This window comes from Streptomyces sp. NBC_00829, assembly GCF_045161795.1.
Taxonomy (GTDB): domain Bacteria; phylum Actinomycetota; class Actinomycetes; order Streptomycetales; family Streptomycetaceae; genus Streptomyces.
In genome coordinates this window covers 2,017,638-2,040,696 of record NZ_CP108867.1, presented here as the reverse complement: position 1 = coordinate 2,040,696, position 23,059 = coordinate 2,017,638, and the positions used below count along the sequence as shown (strand labels likewise).

General features: G+C 69.9%; 23 protein-coding genes. 12 read left to right on the top strand and 11 right to left on the bottom strand.

From position 1 onward, the window contains the following. Positions 1 to 29: 29 nt before the first annotated feature. A complete protein-coding gene (locus OG293_RS08305) occupies positions 30 to 965 on the bottom strand; it encodes a hypothetical protein (RefSeq protein ID WP_405998126.1) in 936 nt (311 codons plus the stop codon). A 79-nt stretch (positions 966 to 1,044) separates the two neighbouring features. On the opposite strand from OG293_RS08305, the gene OG293_RS08300 reads away from it, so the two are divergent. From OG293_RS08300 to recX, 4 genes are all read left to right on the top strand, one after another. After that, on the top strand, positions 1,045 to 1,239 hold the full coding sequence (locus OG293_RS08300; protein WP_405998125.1) for a DUF3046 domain-containing protein: 195 nt from the start codon (positions 1,045 to 1,047) through the stop codon (positions 1,237 to 1,239). A gap of 333 nt (positions 1,240 to 1,572) precedes the next feature. Beyond that, positions 1,573 to 2,766 carry an AI-2E family transporter gene (locus OG293_RS08295; RefSeq protein ID WP_406003538.1) on the top strand — a complete coding sequence of 398 codons (1,194 nt, stop codon included), beginning with the start codon at positions 1,573 to 1,575 and terminating at the stop codon, positions 2,764 to 2,766. A 275-nt stretch (positions 2,767 to 3,041) separates the two neighbouring features. Beyond that, positions 3,042 to 4,172, top strand: coding sequence for a recombinase RecA (gene recA / locus OG293_RS08290; RefSeq protein WP_405998124.1), 1,131 nt, complete (start codon positions 3,042 to 3,044; stop codon positions 4,170 to 4,172). A 3-nt stretch (positions 4,173 to 4,175) separates the two neighbouring features. After that, positions 4,176 to 4,757 carry a recombination regulator RecX gene (recX, locus tag OG293_RS08285; RefSeq protein WP_405998123.1) on the top strand — a complete coding sequence of 194 codons (582 nt, stop codon included), beginning with the start codon at positions 4,176 to 4,178 and terminating at the stop codon, positions 4,755 to 4,757. Positions 4,758 to 5,085: 328 nt separating this feature from the next. Here recX and OG293_RS08280 read toward each other — a convergent pair whose 3' ends face one another. The 8 genes from OG293_RS08280 to OG293_RS08245 all read right to left on the bottom strand — a co-directional run bounded on the left by OG293_RS08280 (position 5,086) and on the right by OG293_RS08245 (position 11,394). After that, positions 5,086 to 5,472, bottom strand: a complete 387-nt coding sequence (locus tag OG293_RS08280; protein WP_405998122.1) for a rhodanese-like domain-containing protein — start codon at positions 5,470 to 5,472, stop codon at positions 5,086 to 5,088. Further along, entirely contained in the window at positions 5,469 to 6,005 is a 537-nt protein-coding gene (locus OG293_RS08275; protein WP_405998121.1) for a cysteine dioxygenase, read from the bottom strand. Before OG293_RS08275 ends, OG293_RS08280 begins: the two co-directional genes overlap by 4 nt. 70 nt (positions 6,006 to 6,075) lie before the next feature. Further along, complete coding sequence (locus OG293_RS08270) at positions 6,076 to 6,147, bottom strand: putative leader peptide (RefSeq protein WP_318658241.1); 72 nt, start codon at positions 6,145 to 6,147, stop codon at positions 6,076 to 6,078. A gap of 47 nt (positions 6,148 to 6,194) precedes the next feature. After that, on the bottom strand, positions 6,195 to 7,790 hold the full coding sequence (locus OG293_RS08265) for an FAD-dependent monooxygenase (protein WP_405998120.1): 1,596 nt from the start codon (positions 7,788 to 7,790) through the stop codon (positions 6,195 to 6,197). 223 nt (positions 7,791 to 8,013) lie between these two features. After that, positions 8,014 to 8,898 (bottom strand): amino acid ABC transporter permease, encoded by an 885-nt coding sequence (locus OG293_RS08260; protein ID WP_405998119.1) that lies wholly within the window; start codon positions 8,896 to 8,898, stop codon positions 8,014 to 8,016. Then, a complete protein-coding gene (locus OG293_RS08255; RefSeq protein ID WP_405998118.1) occupies positions 8,895 to 9,569 on the bottom strand; it encodes an amino acid ABC transporter permease in 675 nt (224 codons plus the stop codon). The genes OG293_RS08260 and OG293_RS08255 overlap by 4 nt, the downstream gene beginning before the upstream one ends. A 74-nt stretch (positions 9,570 to 9,643) precedes the next feature. Continuing rightward, on the bottom strand, positions 9,644 to 10,477 hold the full coding sequence (locus OG293_RS08250) for a glutamate ABC transporter substrate-binding protein (RefSeq protein WP_405998117.1): 834 nt from the start codon (positions 10,475 to 10,477) through the stop codon (positions 9,644 to 9,646). A gap of 131 nt (positions 10,478 to 10,608) precedes the next feature. Continuing rightward, the gene (locus tag OG293_RS08245; RefSeq protein ID WP_405998116.1) at positions 10,609 to 11,394 is read right to left on the bottom strand and encodes an amino acid ABC transporter ATP-binding protein; all 786 of its coding nucleotides are present in this window, start codon (positions 11,392 to 11,394) and stop codon (positions 10,609 to 10,611) included. 249 nt (positions 11,395 to 11,643) lie between these two features. Here OG293_RS08245 and OG293_RS08240 point away from each other — a divergent pair, with 249 nt between their 5' ends. Continuing rightward, on the top strand, positions 11,644 to 12,351 hold the full coding sequence (locus OG293_RS08240) for a response regulator transcription factor (RefSeq protein WP_405998115.1): 708 nt from the start codon (positions 11,644 to 11,646) through the stop codon (positions 12,349 to 12,351). A gap of 18 nt (positions 12,352 to 12,369) precedes the next feature. Continuing rightward, positions 12,370 to 13,761 carry a sensor histidine kinase gene (locus OG293_RS08235; protein WP_405998114.1) on the top strand — a complete coding sequence of 464 codons (1,392 nt, stop codon included), beginning with the start codon at positions 12,370 to 12,372 and terminating at the stop codon, positions 13,759 to 13,761. A gap of 197 nt (positions 13,762 to 13,958) precedes the next feature. Here the strand turns inward: OG293_RS08235 and OG293_RS08230 are convergent, their stop codons facing one another. Beyond that, entirely contained in the window at positions 13,959 to 14,957 is a 999-nt protein-coding gene (locus OG293_RS08230) for a TAXI family TRAP transporter solute-binding subunit (protein WP_405998113.1), read from the bottom strand. Between the two features lie 98 nt (positions 14,958 to 15,055). Here OG293_RS08230 and miaB point away from each other — a divergent pair, with 98 nt between their 5' ends. Continuing rightward, a complete protein-coding gene (gene miaB / locus OG293_RS08225) occupies positions 15,056 to 16,546 on the top strand; it encodes a tRNA (N6-isopentenyl adenosine(37)-C2)-methylthiotransferase MiaB (RefSeq protein WP_405998112.1) in 1,491 nt (496 codons plus the stop codon). 188 nt (positions 16,547 to 16,734) lie between these two features. Then, positions 16,735 to 17,439 (top strand): class III extradiol dioxygenase subunit B-like domain-containing protein, encoded by a 705-nt coding sequence (locus OG293_RS08220; RefSeq protein WP_405998111.1) that lies wholly within the window; start codon positions 16,735 to 16,737, stop codon positions 17,437 to 17,439. 324 nt (positions 17,440 to 17,763) lie between these two features. Here OG293_RS08220 and OG293_RS08215 read toward each other — a convergent pair whose 3' ends face one another. Beyond that, entirely contained in the window at positions 17,764 to 18,054 is a 291-nt protein-coding gene (locus tag OG293_RS08215) for a hypothetical protein (protein ID WP_405998110.1), read from the bottom strand. Between the two features lie 262 nt (positions 18,055 to 18,316). Here OG293_RS08215 and miaA point away from each other — a divergent pair, with 262 nt between their 5' ends. From miaA to OG293_RS08195, 4 genes are all read left to right on the top strand, one after another. After that, complete coding sequence (gene miaA, locus OG293_RS08210; protein ID WP_405998109.1) at positions 18,317 to 19,255, top strand: tRNA (adenosine(37)-N6)-dimethylallyltransferase MiaA; 939 nt, start codon at positions 18,317 to 18,319, stop codon at positions 19,253 to 19,255. 198 nt (positions 19,256 to 19,453) lie between these two features. Beyond that, on the top strand, positions 19,454 to 19,801 hold the full coding sequence (locus tag OG293_RS08205; RefSeq protein WP_405998108.1) for a hypothetical protein: 348 nt from the start codon (positions 19,454 to 19,456) through the stop codon (positions 19,799 to 19,801). 87 nt (positions 19,802 to 19,888) lie between these two features. After that, positions 19,889 to 20,791: a diaminopimelate epimerase gene (gene dapF / locus OG293_RS08200; RefSeq protein WP_406003537.1), complete on the top strand. Its 903-nt coding sequence runs from the start codon at positions 19,889 to 19,891 to the stop codon at positions 20,789 to 20,791. Positions 20,792 to 20,965: 174 nt separating this feature from the next. Further along, entirely contained in the window at positions 20,966 to 23,044 is a 2,079-nt protein-coding gene (locus tag OG293_RS08195; protein WP_405998107.1) for a RelA/SpoT family protein, read from the top strand. Positions 23,045 to 23,059 lie beyond the last annotated feature (15 nt).

Here is a 23,059-nt window from a genome sequence, read left to right as displayed (position 1 = left end):
AAGGCCGAACGCCGGACCGACGCCCGCCGTCACCCGATCGCGTGACCGTGCGCCCGTAGCGTCCGCAGCGCCTCGATCGTCACGATCGGCCGCGCCTCCAGGTCAGTGCCCGGCGCCCACCGGCGCCAGTTGATCGGCCACCCGCCGTCCTCACACTGCTGACTCGCGAGATGTTCCAGCGAACGGGTCATCTCCTCGTCCGTGAACCAGCTTCGGGCGAGCGACTGCGGGGTCCGGGCGTAGTGGTACGGGAAGTGGTGCTCGCCCTTGGCATAGCCGGGCGACACCGGGTACTCCTCCAGCCGTTCCGGGTCGAGGGCCGCCAGCTGCTGCTCCCGCACGAGCCGGCCGAGCCGGTCCGCCGCCGCTTCCGCGCGCGAGCGGTCCGGGACGCCGTCCAGGAAGGCGACAGCGGCCTCGACCTCGTAGGGGTGGGACTTCTCCAGACCCTCGACGGCCACCCAGCAGAAGTCCGTGGCCCGGAACAGCCACGCATGCCACACCTGATTGCGGTGCAACAGCCCGACGACGGGCCCGGTCGTGAGGAGCTCGCTCGGCGGGTCGTCCACGATCGGAATGAAGGGGGCTGCCGGGTACCCGCGCTGGGAGGGGTGGATCGCGGGCAGCGCTCCGTCGTGTGTCGACACCTCGGTGAGGTAGCGGCAGATCCGTTCCACACGCAGCCCGCCGCAGCGGCCGATCGAGTCGAGGACGCGCAGTGCGTGCGCGGTGTGCAGCGGCTGGCTGACCGGGCCGCGCAGGTCCGGTTCGAGGGCGTGGCCGTAGCCGCCGTCCTCGTTCAAATACGCGGCCAGGGCGGTCTCGACGGTGTCCGAGTCGCCGTTGAGGAAGTGGTACGCGAACCGCCGCTGCTCCAGCACCCGGGCTGTCAGCCAGATGAATTGCTCGGCGCGGGCGAGCTGAGACGCGTGCGGGGGCGCGGGGGTTGCTCCGGTTCCAGCCATGTTCAGACCGTAAGGTGGAAAGGGCTTTCGGCATGCCGGAGCGAGAAGGCTGCACCCCCAGGGGCGGGATACTGGCGGCATGCGGTTGACGATTTTCTGGGAGCGGATGGCGGACCACTTCGGTCATGCCTATGCGGACTCCTTCGCGCGCGACCATGTGATGGCCGAGCTCGGAGGCCGTACGGTGCATCAGGCACTGGCCGACGGCTGGGAGGCGAAGGACGTGTGGCGCGGGGTCTGCGCCGCCGTCGGAGTCCCGGCGGACAAGCGGTGACGGCCTCCTGCCGGTGACGGCCCCGCGGGAGTGACGGCCGCACGGTCATGGCGGCCCCCAGGCAGTGCTGCGAGCGGGCAACCGCACACTGGCACGAGCGGTGACACAAGGGGTGGGATGAGCGGTGAGGCGGGCGGTGAGGCAAACCGTGCCGGGGGCGGTCGATCAAGCGCTGGCCAGGTGGGCGACACTGGCGAGGTGGCCAAGAACGACAAGACCGAGCAGGCCATGACTGAACCGGACGCGTCCGCTCAGGAACCGACTGCTCACGACGCGCCCCCGCCGACCACGCCGCCTTCCGGACCCGTGGCCGGATCTGTCGGGCCGGTCCGCATGCCCCGCTGGCTTCCCCGCGCCATGGTGCTCGGTCTGGCGCTCTACGCCTGCTTCCAGCTCGGCAGCTGGGTCTTCCACCAGCTCGTCGGGCTGCTGATCAACATCCTGATCGCCTTCTTCCTTGCCCTGGCGATCGAGCCCGCGGTCGGCAGGATGGCGGCACGGGGTATGCGCCGTGGTCTCGCCACGTTCCTGGTCTTCTTCGTCGTCTTCGTCGCCGGCGCAGGATTCGTCGTCCTGCTCGGCTCCATGCTGGCCGGCCAGATCGTCGACATGGTCGAGGACTTCCCCCAGTACCTCGACTCGGTGATCCGCTGGATCAACAGCACCTTCCACACGGAGCTCTCGCGGGTGGAGGTCCAGGACAGTCTGCTCCGCTCCGACTGGCTGCGGAAGTACGTCCAGAACAGCGCGAGCGGCGTGCTGGACATCTCCGCCACCGTGCTCGGCGGCCTGTTCAAACTGCTGACGATCTTCCTTTTCTCGTTCTACTTCGCGGCCGACGGTCCCCGGCTGCGCCGCGCGCTCTGCTCCGTACTGCCGCCGACGAAGCAGACCGAGGTGCTGCGGGCCTGGGAGATCGCTGTCGACAAGACCGGCGGCTATCTCTACTCGCGCGGCCTGATGGCGCTGGTCTCCGGCATCGCGCACTACATCCTGCTGGAGATCCTCGGCGTGCCGTACGCGCCGGCGCTCGCCGTCTGGGTCGGTCTGGTCTCCCAGTTCATCCCCACCATCGGCACCTATCTGGCGGGCGCGCTGCCGATGCTGATCGCGTTCACCGTCAACCCCTGGTACGCGCTGTGGGTGCTCGGATTCGTCGTGATCTACCAGCAGTTCGAGAACTACATGCTGCAGCCCAAGCTCACCTCCAAAACGGTGGACATCCACCCCGCGGTGGCCTTCGGATCGGTCGTCGCCGGTACGGCTCTGCTGGGGGCGGTCGGTGCGCTGATCGCGATTCCGGCCGTCGCCACACTCCAGGCGTTCCTGGGCGCCTATGTGAAGCGGTACGCCGTGACCGACGACCCGCGCGTCCATGGCCACCGGTGGCGTGGTGGGGGACAGGCGCTCACCCGGCTGCGCGGCGTACTGCGCAAGCGCAGGCCTGCGGAGGGCGCCGAGCCGGGGGCGGACGGCGGCCAGGACGACAGCCAGGACGGCGGACCGGGGTCGGACGACCGCCCCTGAGGTCCGGCGCCCGCCCTGGAGGTTGGGCGCCCTGGAGGTCCGGCGCCCGCCCCACCTCCAGGTCCCCGCCTGTCCACCCATGCCCGCCCCGTCGGCCTGCTCAGGTGGGAGTGGTGCGCTTGACACCAAAATCGAACATCCATTCTTATGGGATTCCGGCCCCCGGTTTTCCGGGAGTTATCCACAGGCTGGACGGACGTCGGGGCCCATTGTCAGTGGCAGGGGTTAGCGTCTTTGACGTGAAGCGATCGACTCAAGCAAATCGGGTGGAACCCATGGCAGGAACCGACCGCGAGAAGGCGCTCGACGCCGCGCTCGCACAGATTGAACGGCAATTCGGCAAGGGCGCGGTGATGCGCCTGGGCGAGCGGCCGAACGAGCCCATCGAGGTCATCCCTACCGGGTCGACCGCGCTCGACGTGGCGCTCGGCGTCGGCGGCCTGCCGCGCGGCCGTGTGGTGGAGGTGTACGGCCCGGAGTCCTCCGGTAAGACGACCCTGACGCTGCACGCCGTGGCCAACGCCCAGAAGGCGGGCGGAGCGGTGGCCTTCGTGGACGCGGAGCACGCCCTCGACCCTGAGTACGCGAAGAAGCTCGGCGTCGACATCGACAACCTGATCCTGTCCCAGCCGGACAACGGCGAGCAGGCGCTGGAGATCGTGGACATGCTGGTCCGCTCCGGCGCGCTCGACCTGATCGTCATCGACTCCGTCGCGGCTCTGGTGCCGCGCGCGGAGATCGAGGGCGAGATGGGCGACTCGCACGTCGGTCTGCAGGCGCGGCTGATGAGCCAGGCGCTCCGGAAGATCACCAGCGCGCTGAACCAGTCGAAGACCACCGCGATCTTCATCAACCAGCTGCGCGAGAAGATCGGCGTGATGTTCGGCTCGCCGGAGACGACCACCGGTGGCCGCGCGCTGAAGTTCTACGCCTCGGTGCGCCTCGACATCCGCCGCATCGAGACCCTCAAGGACGGCACCGACGCGGTCGGCAACCGCACCCGCGTCAAGGTCGTCAAGAACAAGGTCGCGCCGCCTTTCAAGCAGGCCGAGTTCGACATCCTCTACGGCCAGGGCATCAGCCGCGAGGGCGGTCTGATCGACATGGGCGTGGAGCACGGATTCGTCCGCAAGGCGGGCGCCTGGTACACGTACGAGGGCGACCAGCTGGGCCAGGGCAAGGAGAACGCCCGCAACTTCCTGAAGGACAACCCCGATCTCGCCAATGAGATCGAGAAGAAGATCAAGGAGAAGCTCGGCGTCGGCGTCAGGCCGGAGGCTCCCGCGGCCGAGCCCGGCGCGGACGCTGCCGCCGCTGCGGCGGCCCCGGCGGAGGATGCGGCGAAGTCGGTGCCCGCGCCCGCCTCCAAGGCCAAGTCGGCCAAGACGGCGGCGGCCAAGGGCTAGTCCGTGGCACGGCGTACGGACTGGCCTGACCAGGACAGCGGCCCCCCTTCCTCGTCGAGGGCCGAGAAGGGGGAGCCGCCGCAGGATCCTGCTGAGCGGGCGCGGGCGATCTGTCTGCGCCTGCTCACCGGGACCCCGCGCACCCGCAAGCAGCTCGCGGATGCTCTGCACAAGCGCGAGATCCCCTCGGAGGTGGCCGAGGAGGTTCTCTCGCGCTTCGAGGACGTGGGACTGATCAATGACGCGGCCTTCGCGGACGCATGGGTGGAGTCACGGCACCATGGCCGTGGCCTGGCCCGGCGCGCCCTTGCCCGGGAGCTGCGCACCAAGGGTGTGGACTCCACGCTGATCGAGGAAGCGGTGGGGCAGCTCGACCCCGAGCAGGAGGAGGAGACGGCGCGGGAGCTGGTCGCCCGCAAGCTCCGTTCCACGCGCGGCCTCGACCGGGACCGCCGCCTGCGCCGCCTTGCGGGCATGCTGGCACGCAAGGGCTATCCGGAGAGCATGGCGCTCAGGGTGGTCAGACGGGCGCTGGAGGAAGAGGGCGAGTCCACAGAGGACTTGCCGGAGGACGGCGGCTTCTAGGGGCCGGGCAGGTGCGGGCAGGACAGGTAAAGGGGGCGGGTAAGAGTGCGGGCGGAGTGCGGGCCGGGCACGGGGGTCTGGGGCCGACCCGGCGGTCGGGCGCCACAGCGGGCAGGCAGACGACGGTGCGGTGGCTGTACGGGGCGCGGGACTCACAGCACCAGGATCCGTCACTGCCGCCGCGCGAAGGGGCAGGGCCCGGACAGAGAGCCTGCCGGCACGCCGGCTGCGCGGCTTGCGCGGCGCGGTCGCCGGTCGGGGCAGCACCAGCTCCCCGCTCACCGATCCGGCCCGATTCCCCAAGACGTGCCCTGACGGAAGACAGGCTCTAACGGACGACCGGAAGACCCGCCGACTTCCAGGCCTGGAAGCCGCCGATCAGGTCCGTCGCGCGGTGCAGGCCCAGTTGGCGGAGGGACACCGCGGCCAGCGAGGAGGCGTAGCCCTCGTTGCAGATCACTACGACCCGAATATCGTGACTCACCGCTTCCGGCGCGCGGTGGCTGCCCTGGGGGTCCAGCCGCCACTCCAGCTCATTGCGTTCCACGATCAGCGCACCTGGGATCAGACCGTCCCGCTCGCGAAGCGCCGCGTACCGGATGTCCACCAACAGCGCGCCCTCGGCCGCCGCGTCGAAGGCATCCTTCGGCTCGACACGGTCCAGGCCGTCGCGGACCCGCTCCAGAAGTTCGTCGATCCCGATCCGGTCGGTCACTGCCAGTCCTCCGGACGCTCGACCTGCTCAAGCCGGAGCACCGCGCCGGACCTGCTGAAACGCCGCATCAGCGGGAGCGGTGGGTAGTACGCGTGGACCGAGACGGCGTGGTCCGTGGCCGAATCGTTCAGCACCTCGTGCACATGGTGCTTCCCGAAGGCCCTTCCCCGGCCCGCCCCCAACCGCCGCTCGCGGTCCACCCCTTCGGACAGCTCCAGGGTCTTCCAGCCGCTCGCAGGCAGCCGCACAGTAAGGGAGTTCTCCTTCAGCTCGCCCGCCGCCGTGGCGAACGCGCCGAAGGATTCGTCGTGGTCGTGCCAGCCGGTGCCCGTACCCGGCGGCCAGCCGATCAGCCATGCCTCGCTGCCGCCGGGACCTTCGAGCCGTACCCAGGTACGGCCCTCGGGGTCCAGCGGGAGTGAGGCGATGAGGTCCTTGTCGGCCATGGAGCGCCGCACGAAGTCGAGCAGCTCGGCAGCGGTCGGGGCGCTCGGGGCACGGCTGGCGACAGGGGAAGAGACAGGCTGGGACACGGAAACCGTCCTCGGAGTTCGCGGGAGAGCGCGCAGCCGCAGCAGGCCACAGCGCGCGGGAAAGGCGAAGTCAGAAGGACGGACGACACACGCAGCCCGCATAGCGGACGAGGTCCATATGGACCCTCCGCCACAGGCGCACATCGGTGTCAGTCACGCTCCGGAGTACACCATGAGGGTCATCGAGGGTCAATTGATGTCCGCAGTACGGTCACTGCGTACTCCTGCCGGGGCGCCCCCGCGCGCCGCGTCAGCCGCGGAGTACAGCTCCGCGGGGCGCACCCCCGCGAACGACGCGACGAGGTGCCCGTCGGGCCGCACGAGTAGCACCGTATGCGCCGAAGCGCCTGGGTAGCCCTCCGTGACCAGCAGCTCCGCCCGTACCGGCAACGCCGTTACCGCCGCCGCCAGCCGGGGCATCACGCCGGCGCTCACCCAGTGCCGCCGGTCCCAGACTCCGGTGCCGGGTGCGACCAGAATCACCAGCAGCTGCCCCCGCCCCAGCCGGTCCCGCAGCCGTGCGCTCGTCCCGTCGGGCGCGGTCACCCGCACGTCCGCGACCGGCGCGCCTGCCTCTGTACCGACCATGGTCTGGGAAGGGGCGTACTCGGGTGCGAGGGGGGAGTGGGTGTAGACGGGGGGCGCGCCCAGCGGCCCCTGCCCCAGATGGCCGTCCGTGAGCAGGATGTCGTGACCGCGCGCCGCACCTGGGAGATACGTACGCAGCGCGTTGCCGCCGCGCAGTATCGGCAGCGACTGGTCGGCCGCACGCAGCCGTGACGCGACGGCCGCCCTGCGCTCCGCCTGATAGCTGTCCAGAAGCGGCTCGGAGGCCCCGTGGTGCCAGCTGTGCGCCAGCTTCCAGGCCAGGTTGTCCGCGTCCCGCAGCCCCTCGTCGAGCGCCTGGGTGCCGAGCGCCCCCAGCAGATGGGCGGCATCGCCCGCGAGGAAGGACCGGTCCACCCGCCAGCGTCGCGCGAGGCGGTGGTGCAGGGTGTAGACGCCGGTGTCGAGAAGCTCGTACGGAGGTGTCCGGCCGCACCAGCCGGCGAGGGTGTCGCGCAGCCGGGTGACCAGGGCGTCGGGCGTGACCAGCTCGCCACGGGCCGGCAGCAGCCAGTCCAGCCGCCAGATGCCGTCCGGCAGAGGCCGGGCGGTGACCTCCTCGCCGCCCGAGCGCCACGGCGGCTGCCGGTGCAGCAACGCCTCGTCGGGCCAGGGGAGTTCGGTACGCAGGGCGGCGACGGCGTGACGTTCCACAGCCGTACGGCCGGGGAAGCGGACCCCGAGGAGCTTGCGGACCGTGGACCTGGCCCCGTCGCACCCGACCAGATAACTTCCGCGCCACCACGTCGACGCAGGCCCCCGCGTGTGGACGCTGACGCCGTCCACGTCCTGCTCCATCGCGTCCACACGACTGTCGGTGACGAGCTGGATCAGCGGCTGACCGGCGACCGCGCCGCGCAGGCCGCGTGTGAGGGCGTGCTGGGGCATGTGCAGCGGCGCGGGTGCGGTCTCGTCGCCGAGGGCGAGCTGCCGGACGTCCTGTCGGCGCCGCATGGAGCGCCAGCCGGTCCAGCGGGAGCCTTCGTCACGGACAGTGGCGCAGCCGAGACGTTCCACCAAGGCGGCCGTGTCGGAGCGCAGTACGACCGTACGGGCGGGACGCGGCTCGTCCTTGCCACCGCCCTCGTCCAGGACGACGGAAGGTACGCCCTGGTGGGCTAGGGCCAGTGACAGCGCGAGCCCGACGGGGCCGGCGCCGACGATGATCACCGGGTCCACGGCGTGACTCCTGGGGCCCGAAGGGTTGGACGGGAAGGTGCGGTAGGAGCCCGGTGCGCGATCACAGAACGTATGCAACCCACTGCGAGTGCTCGCGTCAAGTGACGCACGTGGGCACTGACGGACGCACTGACGCAGTACCGGCGCATCTGAGCGGGGACCGGCGGACACGACGAGGGGCGGCCGCGTCGCCGCGGCCGCCCCTCGTCGTGTCGTGCAGGTGCTAGATGGGTGCTCCGCCGCCGAGTCCGGCCTCGATGTCCCCCGCGTCCACGACGGCACCGGTGCTCTTCTTCGTCCGGCGCGCCCTGCCCTCCAGCCAGCTCGCCAGAGAGGTGAGCGCGAAGTTGAGGACGATGAAGATCAGTGCGATGACCGTGAGCGTGGCGATGGTGTTCGCGCCGTAGTTCGCCGGGATCGTACGGGCCTGCGACATGAGCTCCGCGAAACCGAGCAGGGCACCACCGAGGGCGGTGTCCTTGACGATCACCACGAGCTGGCTGACCAGGGCCGGAAGCATTGCCGTGACCGCCTGCGGAAGCAGGACGAATGCCAGAGTCTGGCCCTTGCGCATGCCGATCGCCTTCGCCGCGTCGGTCTGGCCCCGAGGCAGCGAGAGGACGCCCGCCCTGACGATCTCGGCGATGACCGAGGCGTTGTAGAGCACCAGGCCGGTCACGACGGCGTAGATCGGCCGGACTTCCGACTCGAGGTCCGTGAACTGCACGAACAGGGCGCTGGCGAAGACCATCAGGATCAGCACCGGGATGGCGCGGAAGAACTCGACCACGACGCCCACCGGCACGCTGACCCAGCGGTGGTCGGAGAGCCGGCCGATGCCGAGCAGCGCACCGAGCGGAAGGGCGATCACGATGGCGAAGGCCGCTGCCTTGACGGTCAGCCAGAGACCGGGCAGCAGATACGTCGTCCAGACCTGGGAGTCCGAGACGAACGGCTTCCACTTGGCCGAGGCCAGCTGGTTCTTGTCGGCCATGACGGACAGTGCCCACCAGATGGCCAGCCCGAGCACGACAACGAACACGATCGTGTAGAGGATATTCCGCCGCTTGGCCCGGGGCCCGGGGGCGTCAAACAGAACGGAGGTCATCGCTTCACCGCCACGCGCTTGGCCACCCAGCCCAGGATCAGGCCGGTCGGGAGGGTCAGAACGATGAACCCGAGAGCGAAGATCGCGAAGACCGCGAAGAGCGCATGGGCCTCGTTCTCAATCATTGCCTTCATCAGTGCCGCGGCCTCGGCGACACTGATCGCCGCGGCCACCGTGGTGTTCTTCGTCAGCGCGATGAGTACGTTGGCGAGCGGCGCGACGACCGCGCGGAATGCCTGGGGGAGCACGATCAGCGTCAGCACCTGGAGGAAGCTGAGACCCATCGCACGGGCTGCCTCCGCCTGACCGACCGGCACGGTGTTGATACCGGACCGGATGGCCTCGCAGACGAAGCAGCCGGTGTAGGCGACGAATCCGAGGACGGCCAGCCGGAAGCCGATCGTCTTGAAGTCGTCGCCGCCGAGTGCGAAGCCCAGCGTCTGGTTCAGGACCAGCGAGCAGGCGACGATGATCACCGTCAGCGGGGTGTTGCGGACGAGGTTGATGTACAGGGTGCCGAACGTCCGCATCAGTGGAACGGGGCTGACCCGCATGCCCGCGAGGATCGTGCCCCAGATCAGGGATCCGATCGCGGAGTAGAAGGTGAGCTGCACCGTCACCCAGAAGGCCCCGAGCACGTCGTACTGCCCGGAATCAAGAAAATCGAACACGTTGCCCCGCGCTCTCCCCGGTTGGCTGGTGGGTGCGGGCCGCCGGTCTCGACCGACGGCCCGCCACTGCTGACTCAGCTGCCTTCAGTGACCTTCGGCGCAGGCTCGTTCTTGTAGTTCGCCGGGCCGAAGTTGGCCTTGACGTACTTGTCCCAGGAGCCGTCGTCGACCATCTTCTTGAGAGCGGCGTTGATCTTCGTCTGAAGATCCTTGTCGCCCTTCTTCAGGCCGATGCCGTAGTTCTCGTTGCTCAGGTTGAGACCCACCAGCTTGAACTTGCCCGCGTGCTCCTTCTGCGCGGCGTAACCGGCCAGAATGGAGTTGTCGGTGGTGAGCGCGTCGACCGACTTGTTCTCCAGACCGGTCACGCACTCGGAGTAGCCGCCCTGCTGGAGCAGGTCCGCCTTGGGCGCCAGCTTGTCCTTGACGTTCTGCGCCGACGTGGAGCCGGTCACCGAGCAGAGCTTCTTGGAGTTGAGGTCGGTGGCCTTGGTGATGGAGTTGTCGTCCGCCCGGACCAGCAGGTCCTGGTGGGCCAGGAAGTACGGACCGGCGAAGTCGACCTCGGCCTTGCGCTTGTCGTTGATCGAGTAGCTGGCGACGACGAACTTGACGTCACCGTTCTTGATCAGGTTCTCGCGCTCGGCGCTGGGCGCCTGCTTGAAGGTGATGTCCTTGGCGTCGTAGCCGAGTTCCTTCGCCACGTACGTGGCGACGTCGACGTCGAAGCCCGTGAACTTGCCGTCCGGGGTCTTCAGGCCCAGGCCGGGCTGGTCGTACTTGATACCGACGGTGATCTTCTTGCCACCGCCGCTGCTGCCCGAGTCGCTGTCGCCACCGCAGGCGGTCGCGGTCAGGGAGAGGACGAGGGCCGCGGCGGCCGCGGCGCTGGCCTTGTGGAGCTTCATGATGAACATCCCTTGTGTCGTAACTCGCCGGGTCGTCGGTGGTGCGGGATCGCCGGTCGTCAGTGGTGCGGGATAGCCGGTCGTCGGTGGTGCGGGATCGCCGGTCGTCAGTGGTGCGGGATCGCCGGTCGTCAGTGGTGAAGGATCTTCGACAGAAAGTCCTTAGCACGATCGCTGCGCGGATTGCTGAAGAACTCGTCGGGCGTTGCCTCTTCGACGATCTTGCCGTCGGCCATGAACACCACGCGGTTGGCGGCGGAGCGCGCGAAACCCATCTCATGGGTGACCACGACCATCGTCATCCCGTCGCGCGCCAGCTGCTGCATGACCTCGAGAACCTCGTTGATCATCTCGGGGTCGAGCGCAGAGGTGGGCTCGTCGAAGAGCATGACCTTCGGCCCCATCGCCAGTGCCCGGGCGATCGCGACACGCTGCTGCTGGCCGCCGGAGAGCTGCGCCGGGTACTTGTCGGCCTGCGAGCCGACGCCCACGCGGTCGAGCAGCGAGCGCGCCTTGTCCTCGGCGGCCTTCTTCTCGGTCTTGCGGACCTTGAGCTGGCCCAGCATCACGTTCTCCAGCACGGTCTTGTGTGCGAAGAGATTGAAGGACTGGAAGACCATGCCGACGTCGGCGCGCAGCCGGGCCAGTTCCTTGCCCTCCTGGGGCAGCGGCTTCCCGTCGATCGAGATGGCGCCGGAATCGATCGTCTCGAGGCGGTTGATCGTGCGGCACAGCGTGGACTTCCCGGACCCGGAAGGTCCGATGACGACCACGACCTCGCCACGGGCGATGGTCAGGTCGATGTCCTGGAGCACGTGCAGCGCGCCGAAGTGCTTGTTGACGTTGCTCAGCACGACCAGGTCGCCCGCCGCGGGCACGGCGTCCTCGGGTCCCTTGGTCACTGACACTCCGCTCATCGGCTTCTTGCTCCGTCCTGCTCGGTTGTGAGGACGTTAATGACGCGATGCAACCAGTGTCAGTACATCTGAGCGGAAATTGAGCATAACGATCCGGCCGCAACCGGACACTATGCGTGAACGCGGTGGTGATCGGCGTACCGGGTGGGTAACGGAACTCGCATGCATCGGGAAGCCTCTTGACTGCCCGGGCGGGTATCGGCCTTGATGCCCTGGTACATCACATGACCGCACGACTGTAGGGGGGCCATGAGGCTGCTGCTCGTCGAGGACGACGACCATGTCGCCGCCGCGTTGTCCGCGGTGCTCGCGAAGCACGGCTTTCAGGTGGTGCACGCCCGCAACGGCGAGGAGGCGCTGCAGGCCGTGCTGCCCACGACGCATCCCGACAAGCCGCGCTTCGGGTGCGTGCTGCTCGACCTGGGGCTGCCCGACCAGGACGGCTACCAGGTGTGCGGCAAGATCCGTAAGCTCACCTCCACCCCCGTGATCATGGTGACCGCGCGGTCCGACGTCCGCTCCCGCATTCACGGGCTCAACCTCGGGGCCGACGACTATGTCGTCAAGCCGTACGACACCGGGGAGCTCCTGGCGCGTATCCACGCCGTCAGCCGCCGCACCGTGAGCGGGGACGAGGAGGCCGGCGCCGACACCGAGCATGCGCTGCGGCTCGGTCCGGTCAGCATCGAGCTGCTCACCCGGCGCGTGAGTGTCGACGGTGAGACGGTCCAGCTGACCCGCAAGGAGTTCGACCTGCTGGCGCTGCTCGCGCAGCGGCCCGGCGTCGTCTTCCGCCGGGAGCAGATCATCAGCGAAGTGTGGCGCACCAGCTGGGAAGGGACCGGACGTACGCTCGAGGTGCATGTGGCGTCCCTGCGCTCCAAGTTGCGGAGCCCCGCCCTGATCGAGACCGTGCGCGGCGTCGGCTACCGGCTCGTCGCACCCTCGGCCCCGTAAGGCGGACCGACCACCCCCGTGCGTACCCGACTTCTTCCCCTGCTCATCGTCCTCATGGCGGGCGTGCTGCTGGCGCTCGGCTTCCCGCTCGCCGTGAGCGTCGCCGCCGCGCAGCAGCAGAGGGTCGTCGTCGACCGGATCGACGACACGGTGCGCTTCGCGGCGCTGGCGCAGTTCGTCACCGAGGCCTCGGAACCGGACGAGCGGCGCTCCACCCTCCAGGAGCAACTGAACCGCTACCACGACACGTACAGCATCAAGGTGGGCGTCTTCTACCGCGACGGAGCCGCGATGGCGCTCGCGCCCGAGAACTGGGCCGTTCCGTCGGTTGGCCAGGGGCGCGAAGCCTTCCGGGAGGCGCTGTCCGGACGCCGCAGCCAGGACCCGCCGCAGGTCTGGCCGTGGCAGACGGGTGGGCGGCTGGTCGTCGCGTCTCCGGTCGTACGGGACGGGGACGTGGTCGCCGTCGTGGTCACCGACTCGCCCACCAGCCAGCTGCGTTCACGGGTCCTGAAGGGCTGGCTGCTCATCGCGGCGGGTGAGTCCGCCGCGATGCTGCTCGCCGTCGGCGCCGCCTTCCGGCTCACGGGCTGGGTACTGCGCCCGGTGCGGATCCTGGACGCGGCCACCCATGACATCGCGACCGGGCTGCTCAACTCCCGGGTCGCCGCGTCCGTCGGCCCGCCGGAACTCCGGCGGCTGGCCCGCTCGTTCAACGAGATGGCCGACAACGTCGAAGAGGTGCTGGAACAGCAGCGGGCGTTTGTCGCCGACGCCTCCCACCAACTGCGCAACCCCCTTGCCGCGCTGCTGCTCCGGATCGAGCTCCTCGCGCTCGAACTGCCCGAGGGCAATGAGGAGATCGCCTCCGTCCGCACCGAGGGCAAGCGTCTCGCGGAGGTTCTCGACGACCTGCTGGACCTGGCGCTGGCCGAGCATGCCTCGGCGGATCTCCAGCTCACCGACATCGGCGCGCTCGCCGCGGAGCGGGTCGCCGCCTGGCGTCCTCTCGCCGAGGAGAAGGGCGTACGGCTCACCGACCACGGTGCTGCCGTCACCGCCTGGGCGGACCCGATCGCGCTCTCCAGCGCCCTCGACGCGGTCATCGACAACGCTCTGAAGTTCACACCGGAGGGCGAAGAGGTCACCGTCTCCGCCGCGTCCAACGGCGAGAGCTCGTCGATCGTGATCACCGACCGCGGACCGGGGCTGACGGACGAGGAACTGGCCCGCATCGGCGACCGCTTCTGGCGCAGCGGCCGGCACCAGAACATCAAGGGCTCCGGTCTGGGCCTGTCCATCTCGCGGGCGCTGCTGACCGCGGGCGGTGGCTCGATCGCGTACGCCCATCACGAACCGCGGGGTCTGCGGGTGACCGTGACGGTGCCGCGTACATCCCCCACGGTGTGATCGCCTCGGCCCGTCCCTCGCGGCCCGAGTAGCTCGGCCCGTCGCTCGCGGCGCGCCATGTGCGGTTCCACGGCCCCGGGCCCGATCCTCGCCGCCTGCTCACGGGACGCGGACGCGGACACGGACTCGGACGCGGACTCAGAGCGGACTCGGGCCGCTGACCCGGGCCCGCGGCCCGTATGCCTGCCCGCCTCGCCCTACGGCTTCACCGAGCGGTAGTAGCGCCGGGCGCCGTCGTGCAGCGGCAGGGGGTCGGTGTAGACCGCGGTCCGCAGATCCACGAGCTGCGCCGGGTGCACGGTGTTGCCGATCCGGTCCCGGCTCTTGATCACCGTACGGGTGAAGCCCTCGGTCATCGCGGAATCCATCCGGTCGGTCGTGACCAGCAGATTCGCCACCGCCACGGTCGGCACGGGTACGCCGTTCTGCGCGCGGAGGTAGGCGTCCGCGGGCACTACGGCGGCGCGGTAGTAGCTGGTCGGGTCGCCGGTGCTGTGGAGCTTCTCCACGAGTTCGGGCTCCAGCGGAATCAGCCGGATCCGGAAGCGCTCGGACAACTCCTCGATGGCTGCCGTGGGCAGCCCGCCCGACCAGAAGAAGGCATCCAGCTCGCCCGACTGCAGCTGCCCCGGCACCGTGTCGATCCCGGACGGGAACGGCGCGATCTCACGCGTCGGGTCGAGCCCCGCGGCCTTGAGGACCCGCTCGGCGATCAGCCGGACACCGGAACCCTCCTGCCCGATTCCCACCCGCTTGTGCCGCAGATCGAGCACCGACCTCACCTTGGAGTCCCGGGGGACGATCAGCTGCACATAGTCGTCGTACAGGCGCGCACAGCCGCGCAGCCGGTCGGCCCCCGGCTTGTGGTCACGCTTGTACTTGGCGACGGCGTCGGCCGTGGCGATCGTGAAGTCGGCCTCGCCGGTGGCGACCCGCGCGAGATTCTGCTGCGAGCCCTCGCTGCTGCGCAGATCTATGGACACGTCCGGCAGATCGCGGGCGAGCGCACCCTTCAGCAGGGCGCCGTAGCGCTGGTAGACGCCGTTCTGCGACCCCGTGCTGAAGGTCAGGTCCCCGCTCGGCGACGCCTCCCCGATCGGCAGCAGCCACCAGGTCAGCAGGCCCAGCACCACGAGAAGGGCCGCCGACGCCTGAACGGCGCGGCGGCGGATGATGCGGGACAGGGCCTGGAGCATGGCCGCGATCCTGCCAGCTCACTCCCGGTGATGGCCAGGCCCCGCCTCGGGAAGGGAGAGGCGGAGCGTCGGTACGACCCCGTACCCTGGTTGGCGCGATGAGTGCGAAAACTTACGAGGTGCGCACCTACGGGTGCCAGATGAACGTCCACGACTCCGAGCGACTGTCAGGTCTGCTGGAGGACGCCGGCTATGTCCGCGCGCCGGAGGGCGCCGACGGCGATGCCGATGTCGTCGTCTTCAACACCTGCGCGGTGCGTGAGAACGCCGACAACAAGCTGTACGGCAATCTCGGCCGGCTGGCTCCGATGAAGACCAAGCGGCCCGGCATGCAGATCGCCGTCGGTGGCTGCCTGGCCCAGAAGGACCGCGACACCATCGTGACCAAGGCTCCCTGGGTCGACGTCGTCTTCGGCACACACAACATCGGCAAGCTGCCGGTGCTGCTGGAGCGCGCCCGCATCCAGGAAGAGGCGCAGGTCGAGATCGCGGAGTCCCTGGAGGCGTTCCCCTCGACGCTGCCGACCCGCCGCGAGTCCGCGTACGCCGCCTGGGTCTCCATCTCGGTCGGCTGCAACAACACCTGCACCTTCTGCATCGTCCCGGCGCTGCGGGGCAAGGAGAAGGACCGACGGCCCGGGGACATCCTGGCCGAGGTCGAGGCACTCGTCGCCGAGGGCGTCTCCGAGATCACCCTGCTCGGCCAGAACGTCAACGCGTACGGCTCCGACATCGGCGACCGCGAGGCCTTCAGCAAGCTGCTGCGGGCCTGCGGGAAGATCGAGGGCCTGGAGCGGGTCCGCTTCACCTCTCCGCACCCGCGCGACTTCACGGACGACGTCATCGCCGCCATGGCCCAGACGCCGAACGTGATGCCGCAGCTGCACATGCCGCTGCAGTCCGGCTCCGACACGGTGCTCAAGGCGATGCGCCGGTCGTACCGGCAGGAGCGTTTTCTCGGGATCATCGACAAGGTGCGTGCCGCGATTCCGCACGCCGCCATCTCGACCGACATCATCGTCGGCTTCCCCGGCGAGACCGAGGAGGACTTCGAGCAGACCATGCACGCGGTCCGAGAGGCCCGCTTCGCCAACGCCTTCACCTTCCAGTACTCCAAGCGCCCCGGCACCCCGGCGGCGACCATGGACGGCCAGATCCCCAAGGAGGTTGTCCAGGAGCGCTATCTGCGCCTCGTCGCCCTTCAGGAGGAGATCTCCTGGGAGGAGAACAAGAAGCAGGTCGGCCGGACGCTGGAGGTCATGGTCGCCGAGGGGGAGGGCCGCAAGGACGGTGCCACCCACCGGCTCTCGGGCCGTGCGCCCGACAACCGCCTGGTGCACTTCACCAAGCCGGAGCAGCGGGTGCGTCCCGGCGACGTGGTGACCGTCGAGATCAGTTACGCGGCACCGCACCATCTGCTGGCAGAAGGCATGGCCAAGGCCGTACGCCGGACGCGCGCGGGCGACGCCTGGGAGAAGCGCAACGCCGCAGAGGCGGCGAAGCCGGCCGGAGTGATGCTGGGGCTGCCGAAGATCGGCGTACCGGAGCCGCTGCCGGTCGCCTCGGCGCCTGGCTGCGGCCTCGACTGACGCGCGGCCTCGGCTGCGGCTGATGCTGAGAGCTGCCTCGGCGTCCGGCTGGGGCTGACTGCCCGGCCTCGGGCTGGGTGACGTACCGCATCCTGCGCCGCGGCTCGCGCGCCGTCTGCCCCCGTGCGGCGTCGGTCGGCATCGGCACATGCCCCGGCGTACGGCCGGCACGGGCTAGGCTGCCGATCATGCTTGTCGCCGCCGCCGTGTGCCCCTGCCCGCCGCTGCTCGTGCCCGAGGTGGCCGCCGGCGCCGCGCCCGAACTGGACGCGGCGCGCACCGCGTGCGCCGACGCCCTCGGCGTTCTCGCCGCCGCACGGCCGAATCTCCTGATCGTGATCGGGCCCGCCGACGAGGAAGGCCGGGGCCCGCATCCCGCGGGAGCGAGGGGGTCCTTCCACGGCTTCGGGGTGGACCTCGACGTACGCCTGGGAGCGGGTGGCCCCCAGGAGCGTCCGCTGCCGCCCTCCCTGGCCGTCGGCGCCTGGCTGCTGGGCCGCACCGGGTGGGACGACGCGGTGGAGGGCCTCGGTGTCGGTGAGCCGCTTGAGGGCGAGCGCTGTGTGACGGCCGGGCGGGGGCTCGGCGCGCGGGCCGAGCGGGTAGCACTGCTGGTGATGGGTGACGGCAGCGCCTGCCGCAGCCTGAAGGCTCCCGGCTATCTGGACGAGCGGGCCGCCGCGTTCGACCGGCAGGCGGCCCGCGCCCTGGGCGCAGCCGATGTTGAGGGGCTCAAGGCGCTGGACGAGTCGTTGGCGTACGAACTCAAGGTGGCGGGCAGGGCGCCGTGGCAGGTGCTCGCGGGAGCAGCCGAGGGGGCGGGTCTGGGCGGGCAACTGCTGTACGAGGACGCTCCCTACGGGGTCGGATATTTCGTGGCCGCCTGGTCGTAGCCGACCGGTACGGGCGGCACACCTACAGGCGGGGCACTCTCGCGGGCCGGCGAAGGCTCATGGGGGTCGGGCTCGCCAGCACTCGCACCGGCGGACGGGCTGCTCGCGCATCCGCGGCCAAGGGGCCGCAGGCGCACCGGCGGACGGCCGCGGAACAGAGTTCCACGGCCGTCCGCCGGTGAATGCGATGCCTGTCAGGATGGCGGCGGCATCGTGCCGTCGTCCTTGTGCGCGATGCGGCCCAGGGCGTTCTTGGCCTTCCACGTGTCCATGAAGCCCATGGGTCACCTTCCCCCGTGGGATGTGCCGGGAGTCGCGCGGGGACTACTTGCGGGCGCCCTCGCCGGCTTCGTTGTCCGCCGCCTCGTCCGCCGACTGCTGCTTGGGGATCTCGACACCTTCGGTGGCCGCGGGCTCCGCGACCGCCTCTTCTTCGGCTTCGGTGACCTCCGCCGCCTCGTCCGCCGCCGCCTCGGACTCCATAACGGAATCGCCCGCCGACTCGGCGACGGCTCCCGCCTCGGGACCTGATCCGGCCTCGGCGACGGATCCGGTCCCAGGGTCGGATGCGGAATCGGAATCGGAATCGCAAGCGCCGTCGGGCTCGGTCGTCACAGCGCCCGCGACAGCCTCCTCGGCCGACGCCCCGGCAGTTGATTCAGACTTACGGCGAAACAGCGAAAAAACACCCATATCTGCTCCATACCCTACTCGTGCGGGCGAAGTTCCGTCCCTGTCCGGAGCGCCCCTTTGCGCCGCCCCGGGGGCGCCGGTCGGGAAACCGGCGTTCGGAACCTCGCAACAGGCAACGAACCCGTCCCTGTGCCGTCACCTAGCTCGTTCGGGGACAGGCCCGTGCGTTTGCGAGACTGGGGCAGTGAGAAGTGCAGCTCCCGCACCGCGGGTCATCGCCGTCGTCGGTCCCACTGCGGCCGGAAAGTCCGATCTAGGCGTTTTCCTTGCCCAGCGCCTGGGCGGCGAAGTCGTCAACGCCGATTCCATGCAGCTCTACCGCGGGATGGACATCGGTACCGCCAAGCTGACGGCCGAGGAGCGCGGTGGCATCCCACACCAGCTCCTCGACATCTGGCACGTCACGGAGACGGCGAGCGTGGCCGAGTACCAGAGGCTGGCCCGCGCGCAGATAGACCGGTTGCTCTCCGAAGGCCGTACGCCCGTCCTCGTCGGCGGCTCGGGTCTGTACGTCCGGGGCGCCATCGACGCACTTGAGTTCCCCGGTACCGATCCCGTGGTGCGGGCCCGGCTGGAGGAGGAGCTGGCGGCGCACGGCCCCGGGCCTCTCCATGCCCGCCTGGCCGCTGCCGACCCGGGGGCCGGAAGGGCGATCCTGCCCAGCAACGGCCGTCGCATCGTGCGGGCACTCGAAGTCATCGAGATCACCGGCAAGCCCTTCACCGCCAACCTCCCCGGCCACGACGCCGTGTACGACACGGTCCAGATCGGCGTCGATGTCGCGAGGCCCGAGCTCGACGAGCGCATCGCGCAGCGTGTGGACCGGATGTGGCAGGCGGGTCTCGTCGACGAGGTACGGGCATTGGAGGCGCAGGGGTTGCGCGAGGGGCGCACGGCCTCGCGCGCGCTCGGCTATCAGCAGGTGCTCACGGCGCTCGCGGGGGAGTGCACGGAACTTCAGGCGCGCGAGGAGACCGTGCGCGCAACAAAACGCTTCGCCCGCCGTCAGGACTCGTGGTTCCGCCGGGACCCGCGCGTGCACTGGCTGAGCGGCGCGGCTGCCGACCGGCAGGAACTTCCGCACCTCGCGCTGACGTTGGTCGAACGAGCGGTCACAGCCTGATCACGTGATGGCATCGGGACGCTCCGCCCGTCATTTCGGCACGCCGGAGCGTGCCATCATCGAGCATCGATCGACGTGAAGTCCGAGTTGGGAGGGCGCGTGGCGATGGAGGCCGGCCCTCGCGACAGAGAACAGGACGCACGGGACGCAGCGGACAGTGGGTCCCGTCTCAGTCCTGACGGGCCCGATGAGCAGGACGTGATCGCGGACGAGGTCGAGGTCGAACTGCGACCGCCGCGCAGACTGCGGATCTGGCAGCTCGCGCCCATCGTGATGCTTGCCGCGGTCGGCTCCCTGATGTTCGCCTTCCCTCTCGCCTTCGGCACCGGTGACGGCGGAGCGGTCGTCGCCATGCTCGGACTGCTGATCAGTTGCTGTGCAGCGGGCTGGGGCGTGATGGCGGCCCGCCGGGTCGGTCACATCTGGCCCGGACTTCCGTCCCGCGGCTCAGGCGAGCGCCCCGACTGGCGGGTCATCGCCCTGTACGTCGGTGTGGGCGCGATGATCGTCGCACTCGCCGTGTGGCGCGTGGCGCGCCTGCGCTGACGCCCGCGGGACCTGCTCGTAGGCCCTTCCGCCGCACAGCCCCTGCGGGCCGGGCCCACGGAGCACATGTCCGAGGCTCCTCGTACGATGGACCGCGTGAGCACCTCCCAGACCTCGCCGATCCTCTTCCTCAAGGGCCACGGGACCGAGAACGACTTCGTGATCGTCCCCGACCCGGACAACGCCATCGACCTGCCCGCCTCCTTCGTCGCCAGGCTGTGCGACCGCCGCGCCGGTATCGGAGGCGACGGGCTGCTGCATGTGGTGCGGTCCGCGGCCCATCCCGAAGCGCGCGCGATGGCCGCCGAGGCCGAGTGGTTCATGGACTACCGCAACGCAGACGGCTCCATCGCCGAGATGTGCGGCAACGGCGTACGGGTCTTCGCCCGCTATCTGGAGCGCGCGGGCCTCGTCGAAGCGGGCGACCTGGCGGTTGCCACCCGCGGCGGCGTCAAGAAGGCGCACCTCGCCAAGGCCGCGCCCGACAGCGGCTCGTCCGCAGGTGACATCACGGTCTCCATGGGCCGGGCGGTGCTCCCCGAGGACGGTGTCACGGTCTCCGTGGGCGCCCGAAGCTGGCCCGCGCTGAATGTGAGCATGGGCAACCCCCACGCGGTCGCCTTCGTCGAGGACCTCGACCAGGCGGGGGATCTGCTCACGGTGCCGCCCTTCAGCCCGGCGTCCGTCTATCCCGACGGGGTGAACATCGAATTCGTGGTCGACCGCGGAGAGCGCCATGTCGCCATGCGCGTCCACGAACGCGGCTCCGGCGAGACCCGCTCCTGCGGCACGGGCGCGTGCGCGGTCGCGGTCGCGGCGGCCCGCAGGGACGGTGCCGACCCCGCGGTCACCGGCGTACCCGTCACGTACACCGTGGACCTGCCCGGCGGGCGGCTGGTGATCACCGAGCGCCCGGACGGCGAGATCGAGATGACGGGCCCTGCCGTGATTGTCGCCGAGGGTCACATCGACCCGGCCTTTTTCGCGTAGCGAACTCGCAGGGACCGAAACCGTGCTCGTATAGAGCTTCGCTCGAATGGGTGATCCGTTTCACGCTGAGCGAGAGACGGACTGCGCCACGTGGTGGGCTCGGTAGCATCAAGCACCGGCCCGGAGGGCACACCTGCCCTTTCCACCGCCGGTCGAAACCGCCGGAGGTGCCCCATGAGCGCAGAGGCCGCCAACCCTGGTGCCCAAAGCCGCAGACGCGGCCGCCCCAGGATCGACCTCCGCAGGCTGGGGCGCACCGTGCTCCTTGGGCCCCCGGCCCGAGACCGGCTGCCCGACGCCATCGGTCATGTCGCCGAAGCGCACCGCGCACACCACCCGGACGCCGAGCTCGCCATCCTGCACAAGGCGTACGTCCTGGCCGAGTCCTCCCACCGCGGGCAGTTCCGCAAGAGCGGCGAGCCGTACATCACGCACCCGCTCGCCGTCACACTGATCCTCGCCGAACTGGGCGCGGAGACCACGACCTTGACCGCCTCCCTCCTCCACGACACCGTCGAGGACACCGAGGTGACGCTGGATCAGGTGAAGGCGGAATTCGGCGCCGAAGTCGCCTATCTGGTCGACGGTGTGACCAAACTGGAGAAAGTCGACTACGGCGCCGCGGCCGAGCCCGAGACCTTCCGCAAGATGCTCGTGGCCACCGGCAACGACGTCCGGGTGATGTCGATCAAACTCGCCGACCGGCTGCACAACATGCGCACGCTGGGGGTGATGCGGCCCGAGAAACAGGCCCGCATCGCCAAGGTCACCCGAGACGTGCTCATCCCCCTGGCCGAACGCCTCGGCGTACAGGCCCTCAAGACCGAACTGGAAGACCTCGTCTTCGCGATCCTCCACCCGGAGGAGTACGAACGCACCCGCTCCGTCATCGCGGACAACCCGACCGCCTGGGACACCCTCGACACCATCGCCGAGCACTTCAGAGCGGTGCTGAAGGACGCGGACATCACCGCCGAAGTCCTTATCAGGCCACGGCACTTCGTCTCGGTCCACCGGGTCCGCGTCAAGCGGGGCGAGATGCGCGGCACCGACTTCGGGCGGCTGCTCGTACTCGTCGGCGAGGACGCCGACTGCTATGGCGTGCTGGGCGAGCTGCACACCTGCTTCACCCCGGTGATCTCCGAGTTCAAGGACTTCATCGCCGCGCCCAAGTTCAACCTTTACCAGTCGCTGCACACCGCCGTGGCGGGCCCGGACGGCGCGGTCGCCGAAGTGCTCATCCGCACCCACCAGATGCACAAGGTCGCCGAGGCCGGAGTGATCGCCCTGGGCAACCCGTACGTACCGGTCGAGGGGACCGAGTCGCCCGACGGCGAGCGTGAGGACCCCACCCGGCCCGGCTGGCTCTCCCGCCTTCTGGAGTGGCAGCAGTCCACGCCCGACCCCGACACGTTCTGGACGTCCCTGCGCGCCGACCTGGCCCAGGACCGGGAGATCACCGTCTTCCGCGCCGACGGCGGCACGCTCGGCCTTCCGGCCGGGGCGAGCTGTGTGGACGCCGCCTACGCTCAGTACGGCGAAGAAGCGCACTCCTGCATCGGCGCCCGCGTCAACGGCCGCCTGGCGACGCTGAGTACGGTCCTGAGCGACGGCGACACCGTGCACCTGCTGCTGGCCCAGGACGCCACGTCGGGTCCGTCGCCCGATTGGCTCGACCGCGCCCGCACCCCCGCCGCCCGCATCGCCATCACCTCCTGGCTCGCCGCGCATCCCGAAGGTGTGAAAGCTCCCGCGGTCGCCCCCCGCAGACCCGTGCCCGTCACCGCCGACCGGCCGGCCGCCGCCAATGCCGTCGTCGACCTGCCGGACGTCACGGTGCGCCTCGCCGGCTGCTGTACGCCCGTGCCGCCCGACGCCGTCACCGGCTTCGCGGTCCGGGGCGGCACCGTGACGGTCCACCGAGAAGAGTGCCCCGCCGTGGCCCGAATGAAGGCGCTCGACCGTGAGCCCATCCCGGTGACCTGGGGTGACGCCGCCGAATGCCGCGTCACCCTGATCGCCGAATCCTTCGGACGCCCCCGGCTGCTCGCCGATCTCACGGAGGCCATCGCCGCCGAGGGCGCCGCCATCGTATCGGCGACCGTCGAGCCGCCGACCCAGCAGCGCGTACGGCATACGTACACCCTTCAACTCCCGGACTCCGCAGGGCTTCCCGCACTGATGCGTGCCATGCGCGATGTGCCGGGGGTGTACGACGTGAGCCGCACGCAGCATCCGGCGGCCACTGCCTGAACCCGTTCGAGTGGG